Annotated in this window: 19 protein-coding genes; 16 read left to right on the top strand and 3 right to left on the bottom strand. The window is 63.1% G+C overall.

Annotated features, from left to right (window positions below; translation table 11 throughout):
- Nucleotides 1-138 precede the first annotated feature (138 nt).
- Together JYP46_RS07645 and JYP46_RS07640 are read left to right on the top strand one after the other, a co-directional pair.
- A complete protein-coding gene (locus JYP46_RS07645; protein ID WP_206547762.1) occupies nt 139-1,407 on the top strand; it encodes a serine hydrolase domain-containing protein in 1,269 nt (422 codons plus the stop codon).
- 27 nt (nt 1,408-1,434) lie between these two features.
- Complete coding sequence (locus JYP46_RS07640) at nt 1,435-3,102, top strand: ShlB/FhaC/HecB family hemolysin secretion/activation protein (RefSeq protein WP_206547761.1); 1,668 nt, start codon at nt 1,435-1,437, stop codon at nt 3,100-3,102.
- Nucleotides 3,103-3,142: 40 nt separating this feature from the next.
- Here JYP46_RS07640 and JYP46_RS07635 read toward each other — a convergent pair whose 3' ends face one another.
- Complete coding sequence (locus JYP46_RS07635) at nt 3,143-3,322, bottom strand: hypothetical protein (protein ID WP_206544115.1); 180 nt, start codon at nt 3,320-3,322, stop codon at nt 3,143-3,145.
- A gap of 73 nt (nt 3,323-3,395) precedes the next feature.
- On the bottom strand, nt 3,396-4,319 hold the full coding sequence (locus JYP46_RS07630) for a carbon-nitrogen hydrolase family protein (RefSeq protein ID WP_206547760.1): 924 nt from the start codon (nt 4,317-4,319) through the stop codon (nt 3,396-3,398).
- Between the two features lie 83 nt (nt 4,320-4,402).
- Between JYP46_RS07630 and JYP46_RS07625 the strand changes: the two genes are divergently transcribed.
- The 3 genes from JYP46_RS07625 to JYP46_RS07615 all read left to right on the top strand — a co-directional run bounded on the left by JYP46_RS07625 (nt 4,403) and on the right by JYP46_RS07615 (nt 7,364).
- Nucleotides 4,403-5,320 (top strand): LysR family transcriptional regulator, encoded by a 918-nt coding sequence (locus JYP46_RS07625; protein WP_206547759.1) that lies wholly within the window; start codon nt 4,403-4,405, stop codon nt 5,318-5,320.
- A gap of 164 nt (nt 5,321-5,484) precedes the next feature.
- A complete protein-coding gene (locus JYP46_RS07620) occupies nt 5,485-6,189 on the top strand; it encodes a GntR family transcriptional regulator (protein WP_206547758.1) in 705 nt (234 codons plus the stop codon).
- Between the two features lie 212 nt (nt 6,190-6,401).
- A complete protein-coding gene (locus JYP46_RS07615; RefSeq protein WP_113155991.1) occupies nt 6,402-7,364 on the top strand; it encodes a dihydrodipicolinate synthase family protein in 963 nt (320 codons plus the stop codon).
- Nucleotides 7,365-7,445: 81 nt separating this feature from the next.
- Here JYP46_RS07615 and JYP46_RS07610 read toward each other — a convergent pair whose 3' ends face one another.
- Nucleotides 7,446-8,474, bottom strand: a complete 1,029-nt coding sequence (locus tag JYP46_RS07610) for an Ldh family oxidoreductase (protein WP_206547757.1) — start codon at nt 8,472-8,474, stop codon at nt 7,446-7,448.
- Nucleotides 8,475-8,624: 150 nt separating this feature from the next.
- Between JYP46_RS07610 and JYP46_RS07605 the strand changes: the two genes are divergently transcribed.
- From JYP46_RS07605 to lhpI, 11 genes are all read left to right on the top strand, one after another.
- Entirely contained in the window at nt 8,625-10,142 is a 1,518-nt protein-coding gene (locus JYP46_RS07605; RefSeq protein WP_206547756.1) for an aldehyde dehydrogenase (NADP(+)), read from the top strand.
- 250 nt (nt 10,143-10,392) lie between these two features.
- A complete protein-coding gene (gene dctP, locus JYP46_RS07600) occupies nt 10,393-11,454 on the top strand; it encodes a TRAP transporter substrate-binding protein DctP (protein ID WP_222474002.1) in 1,062 nt (353 codons plus the stop codon).
- A 16-nt stretch (nt 11,455-11,470) separates the two neighbouring features.
- Nucleotides 11,471-11,992, top strand: coding sequence for a TRAP transporter small permease subunit (locus JYP46_RS07595; RefSeq protein WP_113152820.1), 522 nt, complete (start codon nt 11,471-11,473; stop codon nt 11,990-11,992).
- 1 nt (nt 11,993) lies between these two features.
- Nucleotides 11,994-13,307 (top strand): TRAP transporter large permease, encoded by a 1,314-nt coding sequence (locus JYP46_RS07590; protein WP_113152819.1) that lies wholly within the window; start codon nt 11,994-11,996, stop codon nt 13,305-13,307.
- A gap of 132 nt (nt 13,308-13,439) precedes the next feature.
- Nucleotides 13,440-14,249: an ABC transporter substrate-binding protein gene (locus tag JYP46_RS07585; protein ID WP_113152818.1), complete on the top strand. Its 810-nt coding sequence runs from the start codon at nt 13,440-13,442 to the stop codon at nt 14,247-14,249.
- 58 nt (nt 14,250-14,307) lie between these two features.
- Nucleotides 14,308-14,973 (top strand): amino acid ABC transporter permease, encoded by a 666-nt coding sequence (locus tag JYP46_RS07580; RefSeq protein ID WP_113152817.1) that lies wholly within the window; start codon nt 14,308-14,310, stop codon nt 14,971-14,973.
- A gap of 12 nt (nt 14,974-14,985) precedes the next feature.
- On the top strand, nt 14,986-15,639 hold the full coding sequence (locus JYP46_RS07575; RefSeq protein ID WP_113152816.1) for an amino acid ABC transporter permease: 654 nt from the start codon (nt 14,986-14,988) through the stop codon (nt 15,637-15,639).
- Nucleotides 15,632-16,354 carry an amino acid ABC transporter ATP-binding protein gene (locus JYP46_RS07570; RefSeq protein WP_113152815.1) on the top strand — a complete coding sequence of 241 codons (723 nt, stop codon included), beginning with the start codon at nt 15,632-15,634 and terminating at the stop codon, nt 16,352-16,354. Before JYP46_RS07575 ends, JYP46_RS07570 begins: the two co-directional genes overlap by 8 nt.
- A complete protein-coding gene (locus tag JYP46_RS07565) occupies nt 16,355-17,584 on the top strand; it encodes an NAD(P)/FAD-dependent oxidoreductase (protein ID WP_206547755.1) in 1,230 nt (409 codons plus the stop codon).
- 2 nt (nt 17,585-17,586) lie between these two features.
- Nucleotides 17,587-18,588, top strand: coding sequence for a 4-hydroxyproline epimerase (locus JYP46_RS07560; RefSeq protein WP_206544107.1), 1,002 nt, complete (start codon nt 17,587-17,589; stop codon nt 18,586-18,588).
- Nucleotides 18,589-18,601: 13 nt separating this feature from the next.
- Nucleotides 18,602-20,278, top strand: coding sequence for a cis-3-hydroxy-L-proline dehydratase (gene lhpI, locus JYP46_RS07555; protein ID WP_206547754.1), 1,677 nt, complete (start codon nt 18,602-18,604; stop codon nt 20,276-20,278).
- Nucleotides 20,279-20,287: the final 9 nt, after the last annotated feature.

Here is a 20,287-nt window from a genome sequence, read left to right as displayed (position 1 = left end):
TTATACCAAAATTGAACCGTTTCATCACTTTGTTTGCCGGCGAGCCCGCGTCATACCGAAACCCGATTCAGACTGGTGGAGCCGAGCCCCTCTGGCAAGACGGACGGGGCCGTTTCGCACATCAAGGGGCAGAGCAACATGACGAAATCCGGCATCTCCAAAAAGATCACGGGGCGTGCAACGCTGCTCGCGGCAACGGCAGGTGCAGCGCTGTGCGCTTCCGCCGGGGCCGCGGCGGCGCAGGCCTGTGTCGCCGATCCGGCTGCCGTCATCGCTGCAGCGCCTACCGCCGCAATGACGCAGACGCCGCTGCCGGACGCACTTGCGCAAAAGCTCGATGCGGCGGTTCGCGATGCGCTGGGCAAAGCCGCAGCGCCGGGCTTCATCGTTGGCGTGCGCACGCCTGAGGGGCACTGGAGCGGGGCATGGGGCGTGGCCGATCCCGCAACCGGTGCTCCGATGGAAGTGGGCATGCACACCCGCATCGGTTCGATCACCAAGACCTTCACCGGCACGCTGTTGATGCAGCTCGTGGAAGCGGGAAAGCTCTCCCTCGACGACAGGATCGAGACCTATGTGCCGGGCGTTCCGAATGGCGACAAGATCACGCTTCGTCATCTGGCCAACATGACCAGTGGCGTTTCCAGCTACACGCGGGCCGAGCCTTTTCTGGAGGTTTTCCTTGAGCATCCGCAGGTGGTCTACAAGCCCGAGCAGCTTCTGGCTTTCGCCATTCCCGATTCGCCGGTGTTCGAGCCGGGCGAGGCCTTCGACTACTCCAACACCAACACGGTTCTTCTGGGGATGGTCATCGAACAGGTGACCGGGATGCCCATCGCCGAAGCCCTGAAGACCATGGTGTTCGACAAGCTGGGTCTGAAGAATACGGTCTGGCCGGGCGACAGCACGGAGATCCCTGAACCCTTCCCGCAGGGCTTTACCCTGCAGGGCAATGCGGCGACGCCGGAGAACCCTTCCAACGCGACGCACTGGAACCCGTCCTGGGGCTGGACCGCTGGTGAAATGATCTCGAACCTCGACGATCTCCTCACTTATGGGCGTGCCCTGGGCACGGGGCAGGGGCTTTTGGGAGAAGAGGCGCAGGAGGTTCGTCTGCGCTCGTTCCCCGAACCCATGGGCTACGGCATCGGCATGGGCTGCACGGGCGGCTGGGTTGGCCATACCGGTGAGCTTCCGGGCTACAACACGACGCTCTTCTATAATACGGCGCATGACATCACGGTCGTCGTTCAGGGCAACAGCGACATCCGCTCGGGCGATTGCGCGGATGAAGATGTGCTGCCGGACAACCCGACCGATGTGAGCTGCTCGTCGCCTGCCTCCCGTATTTTTGATGCGGTCTCGGTGGCGCTGGGACATCCCTTCTCCATGACCCCCGCCGAATAATTGGAAGCGTTGAACGAAATGCAGGCGATGTCTTCAGTGCGTGGCAGGAGCCGTCACGCATTTCTTGCGGCTTTACTCCTGTCTGCGGTGCTGATGCCGCAGACGGCTTTCGCCCAGTCAACGCCGGTTGAACGCACGGTTGCCGGCCAAACGGTCATTCTGCAGCGTTTCACCCCGCCTCAGGCGCTGGGCACGGTGGACATCAGGGTTGAAGATCAGCGCAAACGCGTTTCCGATGCCGATGCGGAAGGCGTGCGCATTCAACTTCGCTCGGTCAGTGTTGATGGCGCGCGCAGCCTGCCGCTGGAAGCGCTGGCTCCAATCTGGCAGGACCAGCTTGGCAAGACCATCTCCATGGCCGAGCTTTACCGGATTGCCGATGCGGTGGATGCGGCCTATCTCGCCGCCGGCTATTACTCCATGACCGTCGTACCGGTGCAGGATTTCGCCTCCGGGCGCGTACGCCTGCAGGTCTATGAAGGTTATGTGCAGCGCGTGGAGATCACGAGCGATCTGCCCGGGATCGAGCAGCGTCTGGCGCCTTATATCGATCGTATTCTCGCCATGCAGCCGATCCGCGTGAAAGAGGCGGAGCGGGTTCTCCTTCTGATGAGTGATCTGGGCGGGCTGGAGATCGAGGGCACGTTCGTACGCCCTGAAACACCGAGCGCCGGTGGTCTCCTGAAGCTCAAGGTCGGCTTTTCGCCACGCTCCGGTGTCATTTCTCTTGATAATTATGGGTCGAGCAGTGTCGGGCCGCTGGAACTGCTCGCCAGTGCAGAGTTCAACGATCTGTTCGGTCGTTTTGAAACGACGAGTCTTCTGGGGCTCACCATTCCCGACAATCCGCAGGAAATGGTCTTTCTTCAGCTCGCACAGGACATGCCGATAGGCCATGATGGCCTGAAGGCAGGCTACAGCCTTGCCTATATCGGTCAGAAACCGGGCGGTGATCTCAGTGCGCAGGATATCCGCATCGCATCGGTGATCGGCACGGGCTATCTTTCTTTCCCATTCCTGCGAAGCCTGCAGCAGAGCCTTGTCGGGCGGGCCGAGGTCGTCATTCACAACGATCATGTGGATGTGATGGGGATGCCGGTCTCGCGCAGCCGTGTGCGCCGGGCAGGGTTTTCCCTGACCTATGACCGCGTTCTGGGTGAAGGTTCGCTCTCCGCCGAGGCCGGGATCAATTTCGGTGTGGTTTCCGATCTCGATCTTGGCGATGTGCCGGGGAGTTATCACTATCTGCGCGGCTCGATGGATTATTCCCGCCCGCTGGGTGAGCATTTCAGCTTTCGTGTTCGCGCTGCCGGCCAGTATTCACCAACGGCATTGCCGGCCTCCGTTCAATTCGCGCTGGGCGGGCAGGCCTATGGGCGTGCCTTCGATGCAGGCGCCCTGATGGGCGACAGTGTGGCTGCGGCGGCGGTGGAGCTTGGCCACCGGGTGGATACGGGGCTCTCGGCGCTGCCGTTCCTGTCCTTCACGGCTTTTGCCGATTACGCTTCGGCGTGGAACCACGGGACGGGCGATGTGCTCGTGCAGCAGGGACTGGGCTCTTATGGTCTCACCATGGGCGGCGTGCTGAATGAGAGCCTGTTGTTTGAAGTGGGCGCAGCACTGCCCTGGACCAGGCCGGAGGAGCAGGAAGATCCGGGCGCGCGGCTATTCTTCCGGATGGGCAAGGCATTTTGATGAGGCAGGCGTTCGCCGCGCGTGGCCGGCGACGCCACTTCTACACGAACACGAGCGCAATCGATCCCAGAACCACCACGCCGACGGCTATCGCGGCGGCGAGTGCTCTGGAGCTTCGGTCTTCGGATGGCTCCGCAATGATTGAATGAAACCCGATCCCCACCAGCGTGGCGAGGAGAGCGGCAGCCACGATCACGCCGTAGAATTCGAAACTGGCCATCTGCTCCTCTCGTCCCGGCGCTGGTGTATGAGCCGGCAGCGGTTGCGGGTGTCGGCTCTTTCGACCCATCAGGTCAACCGGTAAACCGCACCGTCGCCTTTGGCCGTTCATCCACGTTGAGGCTGAAGACATCCGGTCTTGCGTAATGGCCGACCACGTCGAAATCGTAGCGTGCGCGGTCAAGCTCGGCGCGGTCGATTTCGGCCGTTACCAGCCCCTCGCGCCCCGTGAGCGGGCCAGCCAGAACATCGCCCAGAGGGCCGACGATCACGCTTCCGCCATTGATCAACGGGCGCGCATCGTCCCAGTCTTCGACGGTTACGCCCAGCTCTTTCGGGGATGGCTGATACTGGCAGGCGCTGACAAGGAAGCAACGCCCTTCATGGGCGATGTGGCGCATTGAAGCCTGCCAGACATCGCGTTCGTCCACGGTCGGCGCGCACCAGATCTCGATCCCCTTGGCGTAAAGGGCTGTCCGCAGAAGCGGCATGTGGTTTTCCCAGCAGATCGCCGCGCCGATGCGTCCTGCGCCAGTGTCGATGACCGGCATGGTGGACCCGTCACCCTGACCCCAGATCAGTCTTTCGGTTCCGGTCGGCATCAGCTTGCGGTGTTTTGCGACCAGCCCTTCTTCGGGGGTGAAGAACAGGGCCGTGCAGTAAAGCGTGTTGCCGCCACGCTCGATGACGCCGACAACCAGATTTGCCCCGGTGCGGGCTGAGAGGCCGGCCAGTTCTTCCGTCTCCGGGCCGGGCAGCTCGATGGCATTTTCGTAATAGGCGGCAAAGGCCTCGCGCCCCTGCGGAAGCCGGTAGCCAAGCCGGGTGCCGAATGTCTCTCCCTTTGGATATCCGCCAAGCACGGCTTCCGGCATGACGACAAGGTTTGCGCCGGTGCTGCGGATCTCCTGTTCATGGCTCAGGATCGCTGACAGCGTCTCAGCCTTTCCGGCTGGTGATGAGCCGATCTGCAACGCGGAAATGATGGATTTGGTCATGAGCGGCGAGCCTCCATATTAATGGGGCCTGACCCTAGGTTCCTGACGTAATATAAATCAAGATCGAGTCGGAACTAACCATCATGAATGAAATTCATATTCTGGATGTGGACCTGAACCTGCTGAAGGTTTTCGAGGCGATCTACGAGGAAGGCAGCGCGAGCAGGGCGGCTCTACGGCTCGGACTCACCCAGTCTGCCGTGAGTGCCGCGGTTTCCCGTTTGCGAACGGTCTATCAGGACCGGCTGTTTGAGCGCGGGGGCGGGGGCATGGTGCCCACCGCGCGGGCGCATGAACTGAGCGCAACGGTGCGCGAGGCGCTGAACCTGTGTCGAAAGACCCTGCTCGCCACGGACGAAGGCAGCCGGTCCTTCAGCGACCGCACCATATCCATTGGCCTCTCGGATGATCTGGAGATCGCCATTGGCCGAGCGCTGGCAGACAGACTGCGGGTCGATGCGCCGGGGCTTCGCCTGCTGCTGCGGCAGACAAACAGCTATCAGGCGACGGATATGCTCGCCGGCCGGACGGTGGATCTTGTGCTGGCGGCGGGCGGGTTTACATCGCGTTCCATTGGACGCCAGACGGTCATGACCGGTGGATATTCCTGTGTTGCCCAAAAACGCCCCGGCGGCGGGGCGGGAGAACTGGATCTGGAGGCCTTTCTGCAGCGCGACCATTTGCTGATTTCGTCGGGCGGCTATGTCGGGATCGTCGATGATGCATTGTTCGCCCTTGGGCTGCGGCGACGCGTGGAGGTCTCGACGACGCATTTTGCCGCCGTGCCGTTTCTTCTCAGCGGAGAAAACGCAATCGCGACGATGCCGACCCACGCGGCGCGGGCCGTGGCCGACCTGGCTGGTCTGGAAGTCCTGTCCTGCCCGCTGGAACTTCCGGCCTATGGCATTGAACTGGGATGGCGGCCAGACGTGCTGCGCGATCCGGCGGTGCTCGTTGTGCGCGACGCCATCGTTTCCGTGTTTGAGGAGCTGCCGCTTTGAAACGCGCCCGCCAGCCGATCTTTCCCGGATCTGCGGATTTACTGTCACGGATCGCAGGCGGCATGTGTTGCCAGCCACAAACTGACTTTATGGCCTCAACTGAACTTGACGATTAATCCATCTGCCATCTAACAGTATTTTTCTTGTGCACACGAGGAGCGAAAATGTCTGATAGCGCCACGCGCAAAACTACTGAACGCAAGCGCGGTTCCGGCGTACAGTTTGTCTACGACGTATTGCGGGACGAAATTCTGGATCTCGCGCTGGCTCCGGGAAGCCCCATCGACGAGATCCAACTGGCCAAGCGCCTGTCGATGTCGCGCACGCCGATCCGCGAGGCCCTCGTGCGTCTGGCCGGTGACGGGCTGGTGACCACGCTTCCGAACCGCTCAACTGTCGTCGCCAATATCGACTTTCTCAACCTGCACACATTCTTTGACGCCATCACGCTGATGTATCGCGTGACCACGCGGCTGGCGGCGCTGCACTACCAGCCCGAAGACCTGGTCACGATCCGCGCCCGCCAGGCGGAGTTCGCCAAGGCGGTGGAAGATCAGGATGCGCTGGCGATGATCGCCACCAATCGTGAATTTCACGCAGCCATCGCTGCAGCCGCGCGCAACCCTTATTATGAGAGCCTGTTCCTGCGCCTGCTTGACGAGGGACGGCGACTTCTGCGGCTCTATTACTCGTCTTTCAACGACCGGCTGCCGCAGCGCTATGTCATCGAACACGAGGACATGATCGCCGCAATCGAAGCCCGCGACGTGGAAACGGCCGACAAGCTGGCAAGCGAGCATGCCGATCAGATCGTTGCGCAGATCCGCAACATGATCGCCCGGGATCATCGTCAGCAAATCGCGCTTTAGGCCAATGTCGGCGTCCTTTGTCCGGGACGCTGGCCTGTCAAATGCATGTCTGTTTTCCCTGCGCCTCAATGTCTGGGGCGGGGGAAACACATTGCCTAAAATTTGTGTCGACAAAAAAAATACAAGTGATATTTTCTTCTTGATCCAATCTGGAATCAGGTGCGGACGGATGTCGTGCGCCGCGCGAAACCATGCATTCGAAGGAGACGAGCATGAGCAACGATATTTTCACGGGCTGCATTCCCGCGCTGATGACCCCGTGCAAGGACGACCGGACGCCGGATTTCGACGCGCTGGTGCGCAAGGGAAAAGAGCTGATCGCGGCAGGCATGCGCGGCGTTGTCTATTGCGGGTCCATGGGTGACTGGCCGCTTCTGACGGATGAGGAGCGCATGGAGGGCGTGGCGCGTCTGGTCGAGGCTGGCGTTCCCGTGATTGTCGGCACCGGTGCGGTCAACACCGCCAAGGCAGTGGAGCATGCGGCGCATGCGGCCAAGGTGGGTGCTCATGGTCTGATGGTCATCCCGCGTGTCCTGTCGCGCGGCAATTCGCCCGCAGCACAGCGCAACCACTTCAAGGCCATTCTCGCGGCTGCGCCCGACCTGCCGGCGGTCATCTACAACAGCCCGTATTATGGCTTCGCCACCCGTGCCGACCTGTTCTTCGCGCTGCGCGCCGAGCATCCCAATCTGGTTGGCTTCAAGGAATTCGGCGGCGCTGCCGATCTGCGTTACGCGGCCGAGAACATCACCAGCGGTGACGAGACGATCAAGCTCATGATCGGCGTCGACACGACTGTCGTTCATGGTTTCGTCAATTGCGGCGCCAGCGGCGCGATCACCGGCATCGGCAATGTGCTGCCGAAGGAAGTGCTGCATCTGGTTGCGCTCAGCCAGGCTGCCGCTGCCGGTGACGCCGATGCGCGCCAGCGGGCCGCCGAGCTGGATGCGGCGCTGGCCGTTCTCTCTTCCTTCGACGAAGGGCCGGATCTCGTCCTCTACTACAAGCACATGATGGTGCTGAACGGCGACAAGGAATACACCCTGCATTTCAACGAGACGGACGAGCTCTCCGACAGCCAGCGCGGCTATGCCGAGGCGCAGTATCGCCTGTTCCGCGAATGGTATGCGGAGTGGAGCAAGCTGCCCGGCGCGGTGACCAAATACGCCGCCTGAGGCCTGTGACGACAAATAAAGCCCTCCCGGCTGGTTCCGGGAGGGCTTTTTTTCGATGTTATGAAGGCTGACCCTAAGGGGTTAGACCGCGTCCAGCCCCTGTTCGCGCAGCCGCTCCAGCAGCGCCATCTCGTCTGCACTGAGGCGAATGCCTTCCGCGCGGGCCTTTGCCCTGGCCGCGAAACGGCGCTGCGATGGCAGGCGTGCGCCCTGTCCGGCAAACGCTTCGAACAGCACCTCGGCGCGCGCCATCGGGTCGCCTGCGCGCCCCTGTGCGAAACGGGCGGGATCGAAGGCGAGGATCAGTTCGCCATGGGCGGGCGCGAGTGTGGTGGTGCCCAGGGCTTCCAGCGCCTCGGGGCTGGTCAGGTCGCCGATCATCACACCGGCCAGCAGCTCGACCATGGTTGAGATGGCCGAGCCCTTGTGTCCGCCGAAGGGCAGCATTGCACCGGCAAGTGCTGCTTCCGGGTCGGTGGTCGGGTTGCCGTCCGGATCGATGGCCCAGCCCTCGGGCAGGGTTTTGCCGGCGCGTCGATGCAGCTCGATCTCACCGCGCGCGGCGACGCTGGTGGCGAAATCGAACACATAGGGATCTTTGTCGCGGCGCGGCCAGCCGAAGGCAAACGGGTTGGTTCCCAGAAGCGGGGCGCTGCCGCCGGCGGGTGCGACGCTGGCATAGCTCGGGCACATGGCCATGGCGGCAAGGCCCTGTTCGGCCAGTGCCTCGACCTCCGGCCAGAGGGCCGCAAAATGCGTGCAGTCGTTGATGACGAGCGCGGCCAGCCCCATCGTGCGGGCTTTTTCCGCCAGCACCGGTGCGCCAAGCTCGAACGCGGCATTGGCGAAGCCGCCGCGCGCATCAACGCGAACAATCGCGGTCCCGTCGCTGGTCAGCGCCGGCTCGGCATCCGGCACGACCTTGCCGGCCTTGATGGTGCGCAGGCAGCCCTCGATGCGATAGACGCCATGCGATTTGCAGGCGTCGCGCTCACCCGCCACGATCACGCGCGTAACCGCCCCCGCATGCAGCGGTGACAGCCCTCCCTTGCGCAGGATCTCCTCGACGAGCTGTTCCAGTTCGCCGATGGCCAGCGTTGTTTCCGTCATAAAATGTCCTTTCCTCCGGTTGCTGGGTTGCAATCCTGTATACATATTGTATGCAGAAAGAGGCGGATGCAAGCCATGCAGCAGCAAAGACCTGCGGCTTTCCGACACCCTCGCGATGGACTGAAACCCACAGCAAGAAGGAGGGGACTCATGCCCTTCAAACCTCACGGCAAACACCTGATTGCAGGTGAATGGATCGCTGGCAGCGACACGTTCGAATCATCGCCCGCGCACGGTCCCAGCCATCACTATTCGGTGGGCACCGTCGATCTCGTGGATCGCGCGGTTCAGGCTGCCGAGCAGGCGTTCGAGACCTATTCGGCGACCTCGCGCGAACAGCGCGCCGTCTTCCTCGAGACCATCGCTGACGAGATCGATGCGCGTGGCGCAGACATCACCGAAATCGGAACGCAGGAGACGGGCCTGCCCGCCGGTCGGCTCGAAGGAGAGCGTGGACGCACGGTCGGCCAGCTTCGCCTGTTCGCCGATCACATCCGCAAGGGTGACTATCTGGACCGTCGGCATGATGCGGCTCTTCCCGATCGCCAGCCCGCTCCGCGCCCGGAACTGGTGATGGTGCAGCGCCCGATCGGGCCGGTCGCGGTGTTCGGCGCATCGAATTTCCCGCTCGCGTTCTCGACCGCCGGTGGCGACACGGCCGCCGCGCTGGCCGCAGGCTGCCCGGTCGTGGTGAAGGGCCATTCGGCGCATCCCGGCACCGGCGAGATCGTCGCCGAGGCGATCCTTGCGGCAGTTGAAAAATGCGGCATGCCCGCTGGCGTCTTTTCGCTCATCCAGGGCGGCGACCGCAAGGTTGGCGCCGCGCTTGTGCAGCACCCGCTGATCAAGGCAGTTGGCTTCACCGGCAGCCTTGCCGGCGGACGCGCCCTGTTCGATCTGTGCGCCGCGCGGCCCGAGCCGATCCCCTTCTTTGGCGAGCTTGGTTCGGTCAATCCGATGTTCGTGATGCCGGAGGCGCTTCAGGCGCGCGGCGAGGAAATCGGACGCGGCTGGGCCGGGTCGCTGACCATGGGGGCAGGGCAGTTCTGCACCAATCCCGGCATCGCCCTTGTCATTGATGGTGAAGCTGCCGACCGTTTCATCGCGGCCGCCGCCGATGGGCTGAAGCAGATCGACGCGCAGGTGATGCTGACGGACGGCATCGCGCAGGCCTTCTGCTCTGGCCGTGATCAGATTGCGCAAAGCAGCGCCGCGCGCCCGGTCATGGTGACCGAGGCCGAGGGGCGCAGCGCCTCGCCGGCTCTCTACGAGACCACGGCGGCGGAGTTCCTCGAGAACCCGATGCTGCATCACGAAGTGTTCGGCCCGCTCGGCCTCGTCGTGCGTGCGGCTTCGGCTGAGGAGTTCGAGGCCATCGCGCGCGGTCTGGAGGGACAGCTCACGGCGACGCTGCATATCGACGAAGCCGACATCGAGGCTGCGCAGGCGCTGCGTCCGATCCTTGAACGCAAGGCCGGTCGCCTGCTGGTCAATGGCTTCCCGACCGGTGTGGAAGTTTCCGACACGATGGTGCATGGCGGGCCTTATCCGGCCAGCACCAATTTCGGAGCGACCAGTGTCGGCACGCTGTCGATCCGGCGTTTCCTGCGGCCGGTCTGCTACCAGAACATGCCCGAGGCGCTGCTGCCGGAAGACGCGCGCGGCTGACCGCACTGCGGTTCAGGGAGCTTGGCTCCAATCGTCCTTGAAGGGGCGCGGTGTGCATCATGGATGCGCGCCGCGCCTTTTCTTTTTTGGGTTCAACCGGTTCCACCGGCTTTCGGAACAGGGGGCGCGCGCCTTCAAAAATTTAATTATTTTTTTTGTCGACATGGAGAATTGAGTTTGTATAAATTTTGAGTGCATCCATAGCCGGCTTTGGTTGGATGCCACCAAGAACGTCAAAGGAGGAGTTGATATGTTTCTTGATCTCAAAGGTTTGGCCTTTGCCGGAGCAGTGGCGCTGGCCGCCACGGCCGCACAGGCGCAGGAAGTGACCTGGCGCGTGCCGACCTCGGTGCCCGAAGGTTCTCCCTTCTATGTGAATTTCCTTGAGCGCTTTGCCGACAATGTCGACCGCCTGACGGATGGTGCTGTCGAGATCCAGCCATTCGGCGCGGGCATTCTCGTTCCGGCGCTTCAGGTCTATGACGGTGTGAAGGACGGCATTGTCGAGGCCGGCCACTCCACGCCGAGCTATCTCGTCAACCAGAACCCGGTGAATGCGATCTTCGCAGGTTTTCCTGGCGGCATGGGCCCCGAAGCCTATTCCACCTGGATCTTCGAAGGCGGTGGCCGTGAGAAGCTTTCCGAACTGCGCGCCGAAGAAGGTCTGAAGTCGCTGGTCGTCGGTATTGGTTCTTCCGAGATCATGGCGCACGCCAACAAGCCGATCAAAGGCGCTGCCGACCTCAAGGGCCTGAAATACCGTACATCCGGTCCCTGGGCCGAGGTGATGCGCGACTATTTCGGTGCGGTTCCGACCGTCGTGCCGCCGGGTGAAATCTACACGCTTCTGGAGCGCAAGGGCGTCGACGCCATTGAGTGGGGCCCGCCCTCGGGCAATCTGCCGGAAGGGTTCCATGAGGCCGCGCCGTATATCGTCGTGCCGGGCGTGCATCAGCCGACCTTCCTGTGGGAAGTGGTCGTCAAGCAGGAGACCTGGGACGCACTCGACGATGCCCTCAAGGCAAAGATCGAAGCTGCATCCGAGCTGACCACGATGCAGTCGCTGATCCATTTCTATGATCAGGACATGAAGGCGATGGAGACGCTTCGCTCCAGCAAGGCTGAGGTGATCGAGCTGGAACCTGCCTTCCAGCAGGAACTGTCCGATGCCGGGCGCGACTGGATACGCAAGACCGCCGAAGCGCAGAAGGCCGACGGCAAGCCGCTCATGGCTGAAATCCTCGACGAGTACTTCGCCTATGAGAATCGCTGGGCGGAGCAGAGCGGCTATCTGATCCGCAACGGCAACTAGACGCGGGGAGGCGATCATGAAGAGCTTCCTGCTCTCCGTCGCAGACCGGATTTCCCTCGGGTTGAACTACATCGCGCAGGCGATGGTGCTGATCCTGATCGCCTCCATGCTTTATGAGGTGGTGGCGCGCTATGTCTTTGGCGCGCCGACGCTCTGGGCCTTCGATATCGCTTACATGAGCACGGGCGTGCTCTTCGTTCTCGGAGCGGCGCAGGCGCTGCGCGAAGACGCCCATGTGCGCATCGACTTCCTGTCGTCGCGCATGCCGGTGCGGGTGCGTGGCGCTATCGACGGTTTTGCCTTTCTTGCGGTGCTCTGCCCGGTCTTCACATGGCTGGCGCTGATCGCCGGCCAGCGTGCGCTGCGCGCCTGGCAGACCGGAGAGGTGGAGCATGTCAGCCCGTGGGCCCCGCTGATGTGGCCATTCTACAGCGCTCTGGCGATCGGCCTTGCCGCGCTGGCGCTGCAACTTGTCGCCGAGGGGCTGCGGGCGTTGACCGCACCGCGTAGCGACGACAGTTTCAAGATCGAGACCTGACATGCTGATTGCAGGACTTATGTTTCCGGCGCTGTTCGCGCTGATCCTGTTGGGCTTGCCCATCGCCTTTTCCCTGATCGTCGTGGCAGTCGGGGCAGGGCTTGCGGCCTTCGGCGAGGTGGCTTTCAACCAGCTTTACGGCTCGTTCTATTCCGCCTCGACGAATTTTATCCTGTCGGCGATCCCGATGTTCATTCTCATGGGCGCGCTGCTGGAGCGTTCGGGCATCGCCGAACGCCTGTTCCGTGTCATGAACCTGTGGCTTGCCCGCCTGCCGGGTGGACTGGCGCTGGCGACCGTCGCCATGGGCGCGATCTTTGCTGCTGCCGCCGGCGTTGTCGGTGCGGTCGAGGTGATGATCGGCATGATGGCGATCCCGGCAATGCAACGGGCGCGCTACGGCAACTCGCTGATCGCAGGCACGATCTGCGCTGGCGGCTCGCTGGGGACGATGATCCCGCCCTCCGTCATTGCCGTGATGTACGCTTCGCTCGCGCAGATGTCGGTGGGCAAGCTGCTCGCCGGCATGATGGTGCCCGGACTTTTGATGGTGGTCCTGTTCCTGGGCTACATCTTCATCCATGGCCTCATCAATCCGCCGCAGCCAGAGCCCGGTGATCCGGAAGAGGAAACGGTCGCGCTCGGAGAAAAGCTGTGGCTGACGGTCACGGTCATGCTGCCGGTGGTGCTTTTGATCCTTGCCGTTCTGGGATCGATCCTGGCCGGCATCGCGTCGCCGACCGAGGCAGCCGCAGTGGGTGCTGCCGGCGCATTGGCCCTTTGTGTTCTCAATGGGCGTTTCTCCGTGCCGATGCTGCGCGACGCGCTTGCGATCACGGTGCGGATTTCGGCGATGATCCTGCTGATCGTTGCAGCCGGCACGATGTTCATGGGAGCGTTCGCGGCCAATGGCGGCGCTCGGCTGATCCGCGAGTTCATCGACAGCGCCGGGCTTGGCCCGACAGGAATGATCATCTTCTTCCTGCTGGTGGTCTTCGTCCTTGGCTTCGTTCTGGACTGGACCGCGAACGTGCTGATCTGCGTGCCGCTTTTCACGCCCTTCATCCGTGCGGCCGGCATTGATCCGGTGTGGTTTGCGACGCTGGTGCTGATCGTGATCCAGACAGGGTATCTGACGCCACCCATGGCATCGTCGATCTTCTACCTGAAATCGATCGCGCCGCCGGGCATGACCTATGGCCAGATGTGCCGTGGCGTTCTGCCCTTTATCGCCCTGCAGGTTCTGACCCTGCTGCTGGTCGCTTCCTTCCCCGCGCTCGCCACATGGCTTCCCGACAGGATCGTGGGATTCTGACAAACAATGGAAAATTTTTTCTGTCGGCAATAAATATGCAAATTGTATTTTTGTAGGTTTTGTGATTGCCTGCACTGGTTTCAGCCGCGCTGCGTGCCGGCCGGCTGAAACTCAAAAACCTGGGAGAGAGACATGAACTTCAAGATTATCGCTGGTGGCCTGATGGCTGCCGCCATGGTTGCTGGCCCGGCAAAGGCCGACAAGCTGGACGACATCATCGCCTCCGGCACGCTGCGCTGTGCGGTGGTGCTGGACTTCCCGCCCATGGGCTCGCGCGATGAGAACAACGAGCCGATTGGCTTCGACGTCGACTATTGCAACGACCTTGCCAAGGCGCTGGGCGTTGAGGCCGAGATCGTCGAAACCCCGTTCCCCGACCGCATTCCCGCACTCGTTTCGGGCCGTGCGGATGTGGGTGTCGCCTCGACGTCCGACACGCTTGAGCGCGCCAAGACGGCGGGCTTCACCATTCCCTACTTCGCCTTCACCAATGTTGTCCTGACCCGCGATGGCACCGAGATCGACGGTTATGAATCGCTCAAGGGCCGCACCGTCGGATCGGTTGCCGGCACCTATGAGGCCATCGCTCTGGAAGAGGACATCAAGAAGTGGGGTGAGGGCGGCAGCTTCCGTCCCTACCAGTCGCAGGCCGATGTGTTCCTCGCGCTGTCGCAGGGCCAGATCGACGCCACTGTCGTGACTTCCACGGTTGCCTCCTCCATCGTGGAGAGCGGCCGCTATGAGGGCCTGACCATTGGCGGCGACGCGCCTTACCTGCCCGACTATGTGTCGCTGATCACGCTGCGCAGCGAATACGGCCTGCTGAACTATCTCGACCTGTTCATCAACCAGCAGGTGCGCACGGGCCGTTACGCGGAACTCTACGACAAGTGGGTCGGCAGCGAAGCACCGGACCTGACGGTCAACAAGGTTTACCGCTGATCCGGGAAGGGGGGCTTTGCGCCCCCCCGCCCAATACGGACACAAAGCGGAGCGCAGGATGTTCGATTACACCTTTCAATGGCGGCAGGCCTTTCGTGCCCTGCCGCAGATGCTGGACGGTGCGCTTGTAACGATGCAGATCGCGGTTCTGTCGATGGTGATCGGCATAACCATTGCGGTGCTTCTGGCGGTGGCGCGCAACTCCGGTTCAAAATGGCTGCAATGGCCGGCCATGGCCTGGGTCGAGGTGGCGCGCAACACGCCCGCCCTGTTTCAGATCTACATGGCGCATTTCGGCCTCGGTTCCTTCGGTATCTATCTCAGCCCCTTCGTCGCGCTTCTGGCCGGCATCACCTTCAACAATGCCGGATATCTGTGCGAGACCTTTCGCGGCGCGCTGCGGGCGATCCCCGGCACGCAGGTGCGCGCGGGCCGCTCGCTCGGCATGGGGCAGGCCAAGGCGTTTCGCCTGATCGTGATGCCGCAGATGTTTCGCATCGCGTTTCTGCCGACCACCAACCAGATGGTCTGGGCGATCCTCATGACCTCGCTCGGTGTGACCGTCGGCATGAGCACCGATCTGACCGGTGTGACGCAGGATCTCAACGCACGAACCTTCCGCACCTTCGAGCTCTTCGCTCTGGCCGCCGTGCTTTACTACTGCATCGCCAAGGCCGTGATGTTCGCAGCGCGGCTCGTCGCCTGGCGCCTGTTCCGGTATTGAGGAGGAAAGGCGATGTTTGAAACCTCTCTGAGCTTCAATGACATTCTGTTCCTGATCAGGGGCGCAGGCGTCACGCTGTCTATCACCATTCTGGCGGTGGTCGGGGGCACGCTTCTGGGTCTGCTGTTCGGTGTCCTTCGAAGCCATGTCAGCCCTTGGCTCACCCTGCCGCTGGTCTTCGTGCTCGACATTTTCCGCTCGGTCCCGCTGCTTATCCAGCTGATCCTCGCAAACGCCTTTCAGGCCATTGCGGGCCTGCAACTCTCGCCCTTCGTCACCTCCTGCGTGGTGCTGGCGCTCTACACCTCGGCCTATTGCACCGAGATCGTGCGTGGCGCGATCGATGCAGTGCCGGTGGTGACGCGCCGGGCGGCGCGTTCGCTGGGGCTGAGCTGGGGACAGGACATGACGCAGATCGTCTTTCCGATGGCGCTGCGCGTGGCCCTGCCAAGCTGGATCGGTCTCACCCTGGGGGTGATGAAGGACAGCGCCCTGGTTCTGTGGCTCGGCATCATCGAATTGCTGCGCGCCAGCCAGATCCTCGTAACGCGCCTGCAGGAGCCCATGTTCATCCTGCTCATTACCGGCGCGATCTATTTCGCCCTGAGTTTTCCCATCGCCCGCCTGGGAGGCCGGCTGGAGAAAAGGTGGCAAGAGAATGATTGAGATTGAAAACGTTCACAAATCCTTCGGCGCGCTGGAGGTTCTGAAAGGCATCAACCTGACCGTCGACAAGGGCGAGGTGGTGTCGGTGATTGGCGGTTCCGGTTCCGGCAAGTCGACGCTTCTGACCTGCATCAACGGGCTTGAGCCCATCGACAGCGGGCGCATCCTCGTTGACGGCACGGAGGTGCACGCGAAGACAACGGACCTGAACCTCTTACGCCGCAAGATCGGCATCGTGTTCCAGCAGTTCAACGCGTTCCCGCATCTCACGGTTCTGGAAAACGTCACGCTCGCCCCGCGCAAGGTGAAGGGCATGTCGCGCCGCGATGCCGAGGAGATCGCCGTTCAGCAGTTGAGCCATGTCGGCCTCGCCGACAAGCTGAAGGTCTATCCCAACCGGCTCTCGGGCGGGCAGCAGCAGCGCATGGCAATCGCCCGTGCGCTGGCCATGTCGCCCGACTACATGCTGTTTGACGAAGTGACCTCCGCACTCGACCCCCAGCTTGTGGGTGAAGTGCTGGACACGCTGAAAATGTTGGCAGACGATGGCATGACCATGATCTGTGTGACCCACGAGATGAGCTTTGCTCGCGACGTGTCGAACCGGGTCGCGTTCTTCCACAAGGGCGTCATGGCCGAGATCGGCCCGCCCGAGCAGATTTTTGGTGATGCGCAGCATGAAGAGACACGCAATTTCCTTTCGAGTGTACGCTGAATGAGCCGGCCTGAGGTTGTTGTTGTCGGGGCCGGGGTCATCGGCCTTTCGGTTGCACTGGCGGCGCAGGCGCGCGGCCTGAAGGTTCAGGTGATCGACCGTGAAGGGCCGGCGGCGGGTGCGTCCGCCGGCAATGCCGGGGCATTCGCCTTTCCCGACATCCTGCCTCTGGCCTCACCGAGGATCATTCGCCAGGCCCCGAAATGGCTGCTCGATCCGCTCGGGCCGCTGAGCATCCGGCCGGGATATGCGCTGCGCATCGCGCCCTGGATGCTGCGTTTCTGGCGGGCGAGCTGGCCGGCACAGGTGCGCGCCTCCATCGTCGCGCAGACGGCGATGATGCGCCGCGCGCAGGAAACGCTCGATCCTTTCCTTGAGCGGGCTGGCCTGACCGGCATGCTGCGCCGCGAGGGGCAGTTGCAGGTCTATGAAGGCGCGCGCGAGTTTCGCGCTTCGCTGTCCGGCTGGCAGGCGCGCGAGGCCGCGGGCATTGCTTTCCGTCATCTTGAGGGCGACGAGATCGCCGAATATCAGCCGGGGCTCTCGCCGCGCTTCACCCACGCCACCTTCACGCCGGGCTGGGCGACCATCGACGATCCGAAGGATTACACGCTGGCGCTGGCCGAGCGGTTTCGCGCCAATGGCGGCGAGATCGAGATTGCCCAAGCGCAGGCATTGATACCGGGTGGCGTGCGCACCACCGCCGGTGACCGGATGGGCCTTGTCGTTCTGGCAGCCGGCGCATTCTCGCATCGCCTGGCGCGCACCGCCGGGGTGCGCATCCCGCTGGAGACGGAACGCGGTTACAACACCACCTTTCCCGGCGGTGGGTTCGACCTGCGCATGCACATCACCTTCGGCGGACATGGCTTCGTGATTTCGCGCCTGCGCTCGGGCCTGCGCGTCGGTGGCGCGGTGGAGCTTGGCGGGCTCGACCTGCCGCCAAACTATGCGCGCGCCGAAGCGATGCTGAAAAAGGCGTCCGCGTTCCTGCCGGGTCTGGACATTTCCGGCGGCAGGCAGTGGATGGGCTTCCGGCCCTCGCTGCCCGACACGCTGCCGGCCATCGGCCCGCTGCCGGGCCGTCCGGATGTGATCTGCGCTTTCGGTCACGGTCATCTGGGGCTGACCCAGTCGACCGGCACGGCCGATATCGTGGCCGATCTTTTGACGGGGCAGGAGCCCGGCATCGACATTGCGCCATTCTCGCCGGCGCGTTTTACGAGGTAGACATGACCCAGTACACGTTTCCCTGCATCGACGGCCACACCTGCGGCAATCCGGTTCGTCTGGTGACAGGGGGCGCGCCGATGCTGCGTGGCGCGACCATGCTGGAAAAACGTGCGCATTTCCTGGCCGAATATGACTGGATCCGCACCGGCCTGATGTTCGAGCCGCGCGGGCATGACCAGATGTCCGGCGCGATCCTCTATCCGCCGACACGCGAGGATTGCGACGTGGCGGTTCTCTTCATCGAGACGTCGGGCTGCCTGCCCATGTGCGGGCATGGCACCATCGGCACGGTCACCATCGCGCTGGAGAACGGCCTGATCCGTCCGCAGACGCCGGGCGAATTGCGGCTGGAAACGCCGGCTGGCCGCGTTGATGTCACCTATCGCCAGGAAGGCCGCTTCATCGAGGAAGTGCGGCTGACCAATGTGCCCGCCTTCCTTTATGCCGAAGGGCTTTCCGCCGAGGTGGAAGGGCTTGGCGAGATCGTCGTTGACGTTGCCTATGGCGGCAATTTCTACGCCATTGTCGAGCCGCAAAAGAATTTTCGCGACATGGCCGACTTCACTGCCTCCGAGCTGATCGGCCTGAGCCCGAAACTGCGTGCGGCGCTCAATGCGAAATATGAGTTCGTTCACCCCGAGCATCCGGCGATCAACGGTCTGAGCCACATTCTGTGGACTGGCGCGCCGCGCGATCCCGAGGCCCATGCGCGCAATGCGGTCTTTTATGGCGACAAGGCCATCGACCGTTCGCCCTGTGGCACCGGCACGTCGGCCCGCATGGCGCAGCTCGCCGCGAAGGGCAAGCTCAGGCCCGGCGATGATTTCGTGCATGAAAGCATCATCGGTTCGCTGTTTCGCGGTCGTGTCGAGCGGGCGACGCAGGTGGCCGACCGCGCGGCAATCGTGCCGTCGATTGCCGGCTGGGCGCGGGTGACCGGCTTCAATACGCTCTTCATCGATGATCGCGACCCGTTCGCGCACGGCTTTGTTGTTACCTGATCGGCGCGAACCAATGGAAAAGCTCATTCTGTCTGCCGTGGCCGAGGGGCCGGTGCTCGCCTTCTCCGAGGGCCTGAGCTTCTGGGGCGGGGTCGATCCGGCCACTGGCCGTGTGATCGACGCGCATCATCCGCTGTGTGGCGAGACCATCGCGGGAAAAGTGGTGCTCATGCCGACGAGCCGTGGCTCGTGCACCGGCAGCGGCGTGCTGCTGGAACTCGCGCTCAATGGCCACGCGCCGGCAGCGCTGGTCTTCCGCGAGGCGGAGGACATTCTGACGCTTGGCGCGCTGATTGCCGCGCGCATGTTCGACAGGCCGCTTTCCGTGGTGCGGCTGGGGCCGGCGGACTACGACGCCCTTGCCGCCGCACCATTTGCGCGGATCGACGCGGAGCGCATTGAGGCCGGTGCGCTGTCGGTGCCGTTGAAACCTCTCGACGGCGCCGATCTTGTGTTGGGCGACGACGACCGGGAGATGCTCTCCGGCGGGCAGGGCGCTGCAGCACAGCTGGCCATGGAGATGATCTGCACCATGGCCGCGAGCCAGGGCGCGGAAGGGCTGGTGGATGTCACGCGCGGCCATATCGATGGCTGCATCTATGCCAGCCCCGCAAATCTGCGTTTTGCCGAGGCGATGGTGAAGCTTGGCGCGCGGGTGCGCATTCCCACCACGATGAACGCGATTTCCGTCGATTTCGCAAACTGGCGCGCGCAGGGCGTTTCGCCCGATTTCGGACAGCCGGCGGCGCGTCTGGCGCAGGCCTATGTCGACATGGGCGCACGCCCCAGCTTCACCTGTGCGCCCTATCTTCTGCCGGAAGCGCCGGGTGAGGGCGAGGCCATCGCATGGGCCGAATCCAACGCGGTGATCTACGCCAACAGTGTTCTGGGCGCACGCACGGTCAAACACCCCGATTTTCTCGATCTGTGCATTGCGCTGACCGGTCGCGCCCCGCTTTCCGGCGTTTATCTCGACGATAACCGCGCCCCGCGCCGCGTGATCCATGTGGATCTGCCCCATGGATATGACGATGCGCTCTGGCCCTTGCTTGGCTGGCTGGCCGGGCGGCTTTCGCCGGACCGCATTCCACTCCTCACGGGGCTGGAGAGCACCAACCCGTCCGAAGACGATTTGAAGGCGCTGTGCGCCGCGTTCGGCACGACCTCGGCCGCACCCATGCTGCATGTGGCTGGCGTCACGCCTGAGGCGGACGGACCTGTGGCGGCGGATGCCGACAGCGCGCGTATCGGCTCCGCCGATCTGGCCGGTGCGTGGCAGACCTTCAATGCCGGCGGCGAGCAGGTTGATCTGGTGGCCTTTGGCAGTCCGCATTTTTCGTTCGCCGAGTGCGCGGCGCTGGCGCAGCTTCTCGATGGCCATGTCTGCCACGCCGACACGGCGGCGATTGTCACGCTGGGGCGTGATGCGCTGGCGCAGGCCAGAGAGGCGGGTGTCATCGCCCGGCTTGAAGCCTCGGGCGTGCAGGTGGTGGCGGATCTGTGCTGGTGTTCGATCTCCGAGCCGGTTTTCCCGCCGAAGACCCGCACGCTGATGACCAATTCCGGAAAATACGCCCATTACGCGCCCGGCCTTTCCGGGCGCAGCGTCCGGTTCGGCTCTCTGCGCGACTGCGCAGAAGCTGCGGTGAGTGGTCGGGCGCGCACGGCGCTTCCCGACTGGCTCGCCTGACACTTTATG

This window comes from Nitratireductor aquimarinus, assembly GCF_017255295.1.
In the GTDB taxonomy this organism is placed as follows: domain Bacteria; phylum Pseudomonadota; class Alphaproteobacteria; order Rhizobiales; family Rhizobiaceae; genus Nitratireductor; species Nitratireductor aquimarinus.
Note: the sequence above shows the minus strand (reverse complement) of the source record. Positions and strands in the feature narration are given on the sequence as shown.

What these genes read in the sequence shown, in the direction of transcription:
- lhpI (WP_206547754.1), top strand. Translation starts at nt 18,602, where the DNA reads ATGGAAAAGCTCATTCTGTCTGCCGTGGCCGAGGGGCCGGTGCTCGCC.
- JYP46_RS07615 (WP_113155991.1), top strand. Translation starts at nt 6,402, where the DNA reads ATGAGCAACGATATTTTCACGGGCTGCATTCCCGCGCTGATGACCCCG.
- JYP46_RS07560 (WP_206544107.1), top strand. Translation starts at nt 17,587, where the DNA reads ATGACCCAGTACACGTTTCCCTGCATCGACGGCCACACCTGCGGCAAT.
- JYP46_RS07630 (WP_206547760.1), bottom strand. Translation starts at nt 4,319, where the DNA reads ATGACCAAATCCATCATTTCCGCGTTGCAGATCGGCTCATCACCAGCC.
- JYP46_RS07595 (WP_113152820.1), top strand. Translation starts at nt 11,471, where the DNA reads ATGAAGAGCTTCCTGCTCTCCGTCGCAGACCGGATTTCCCTCGGGTTG.
- JYP46_RS07580 (WP_113152817.1), top strand. Translation starts at nt 14,308, where the DNA reads ATGTTCGATTACACCTTTCAATGGCGGCAGGCCTTTCGTGCCCTGCCG.
- JYP46_RS07570 (WP_113152815.1), top strand. Translation starts at nt 15,632, where the DNA reads ATGATTGAGATTGAAAACGTTCACAAATCCTTCGGCGCGCTGGAGGTT.
- JYP46_RS07585 (WP_113152818.1), top strand. Translation starts at nt 13,440, where the DNA reads ATGAACTTCAAGATTATCGCTGGTGGCCTGATGGCTGCCGCCATGGTT.
- JYP46_RS07635 (WP_206544115.1), bottom strand. Translation starts at nt 3,322, where the DNA reads ATGGCCAGTTTCGAATTCTACGGCGTGATCGTGGCTGCCGCTCTCCTC.
- JYP46_RS07565 (WP_206547755.1), top strand. Translation starts at nt 16,355, where the DNA reads ATGAGCCGGCCTGAGGTTGTTGTTGTCGGGGCCGGGGTCATCGGCCTT.
- JYP46_RS07590 (WP_113152819.1), top strand. Translation starts at nt 11,994, where the DNA reads ATGCTGATTGCAGGACTTATGTTTCCGGCGCTGTTCGCGCTGATCCTG.
- JYP46_RS07575 (WP_113152816.1), top strand. Translation starts at nt 14,986, where the DNA reads ATGTTTGAAACCTCTCTGAGCTTCAATGACATTCTGTTCCTGATCAGG.
- JYP46_RS07610 (WP_206547757.1), bottom strand. Translation starts at nt 8,474, where the DNA reads ATGACGGAAACAACGCTGGCCATCGGCGAACTGGAACAGCTCGTCGAG.
- JYP46_RS07605 (WP_206547756.1), top strand. Translation starts at nt 8,625, where the DNA reads ATGCCCTTCAAACCTCACGGCAAACACCTGATTGCAGGTGAATGGATC.
- JYP46_RS07620 (WP_206547758.1), top strand. Translation starts at nt 5,485, where the DNA reads ATGTCTGATAGCGCCACGCGCAAAACTACTGAACGCAAGCGCGGTTCC.
- JYP46_RS07645 (WP_206547762.1), top strand. Translation starts at nt 139, where the DNA reads ATGACGAAATCCGGCATCTCCAAAAAGATCACGGGGCGTGCAACGCTG.
- JYP46_RS07640 (WP_206547761.1), top strand. Translation starts at nt 1,435, where the DNA reads ATGTCTTCAGTGCGTGGCAGGAGCCGTCACGCATTTCTTGCGGCTTTA.
- dctP (WP_222474002.1), top strand. Translation starts at nt 10,393, where the DNA reads ATGTTTCTTGATCTCAAAGGTTTGGCCTTTGCCGGAGCAGTGGCGCTG.
- JYP46_RS07625 (WP_206547759.1), top strand. Translation starts at nt 4,403, where the DNA reads ATGAATGAAATTCATATTCTGGATGTGGACCTGAACCTGCTGAAGGTT.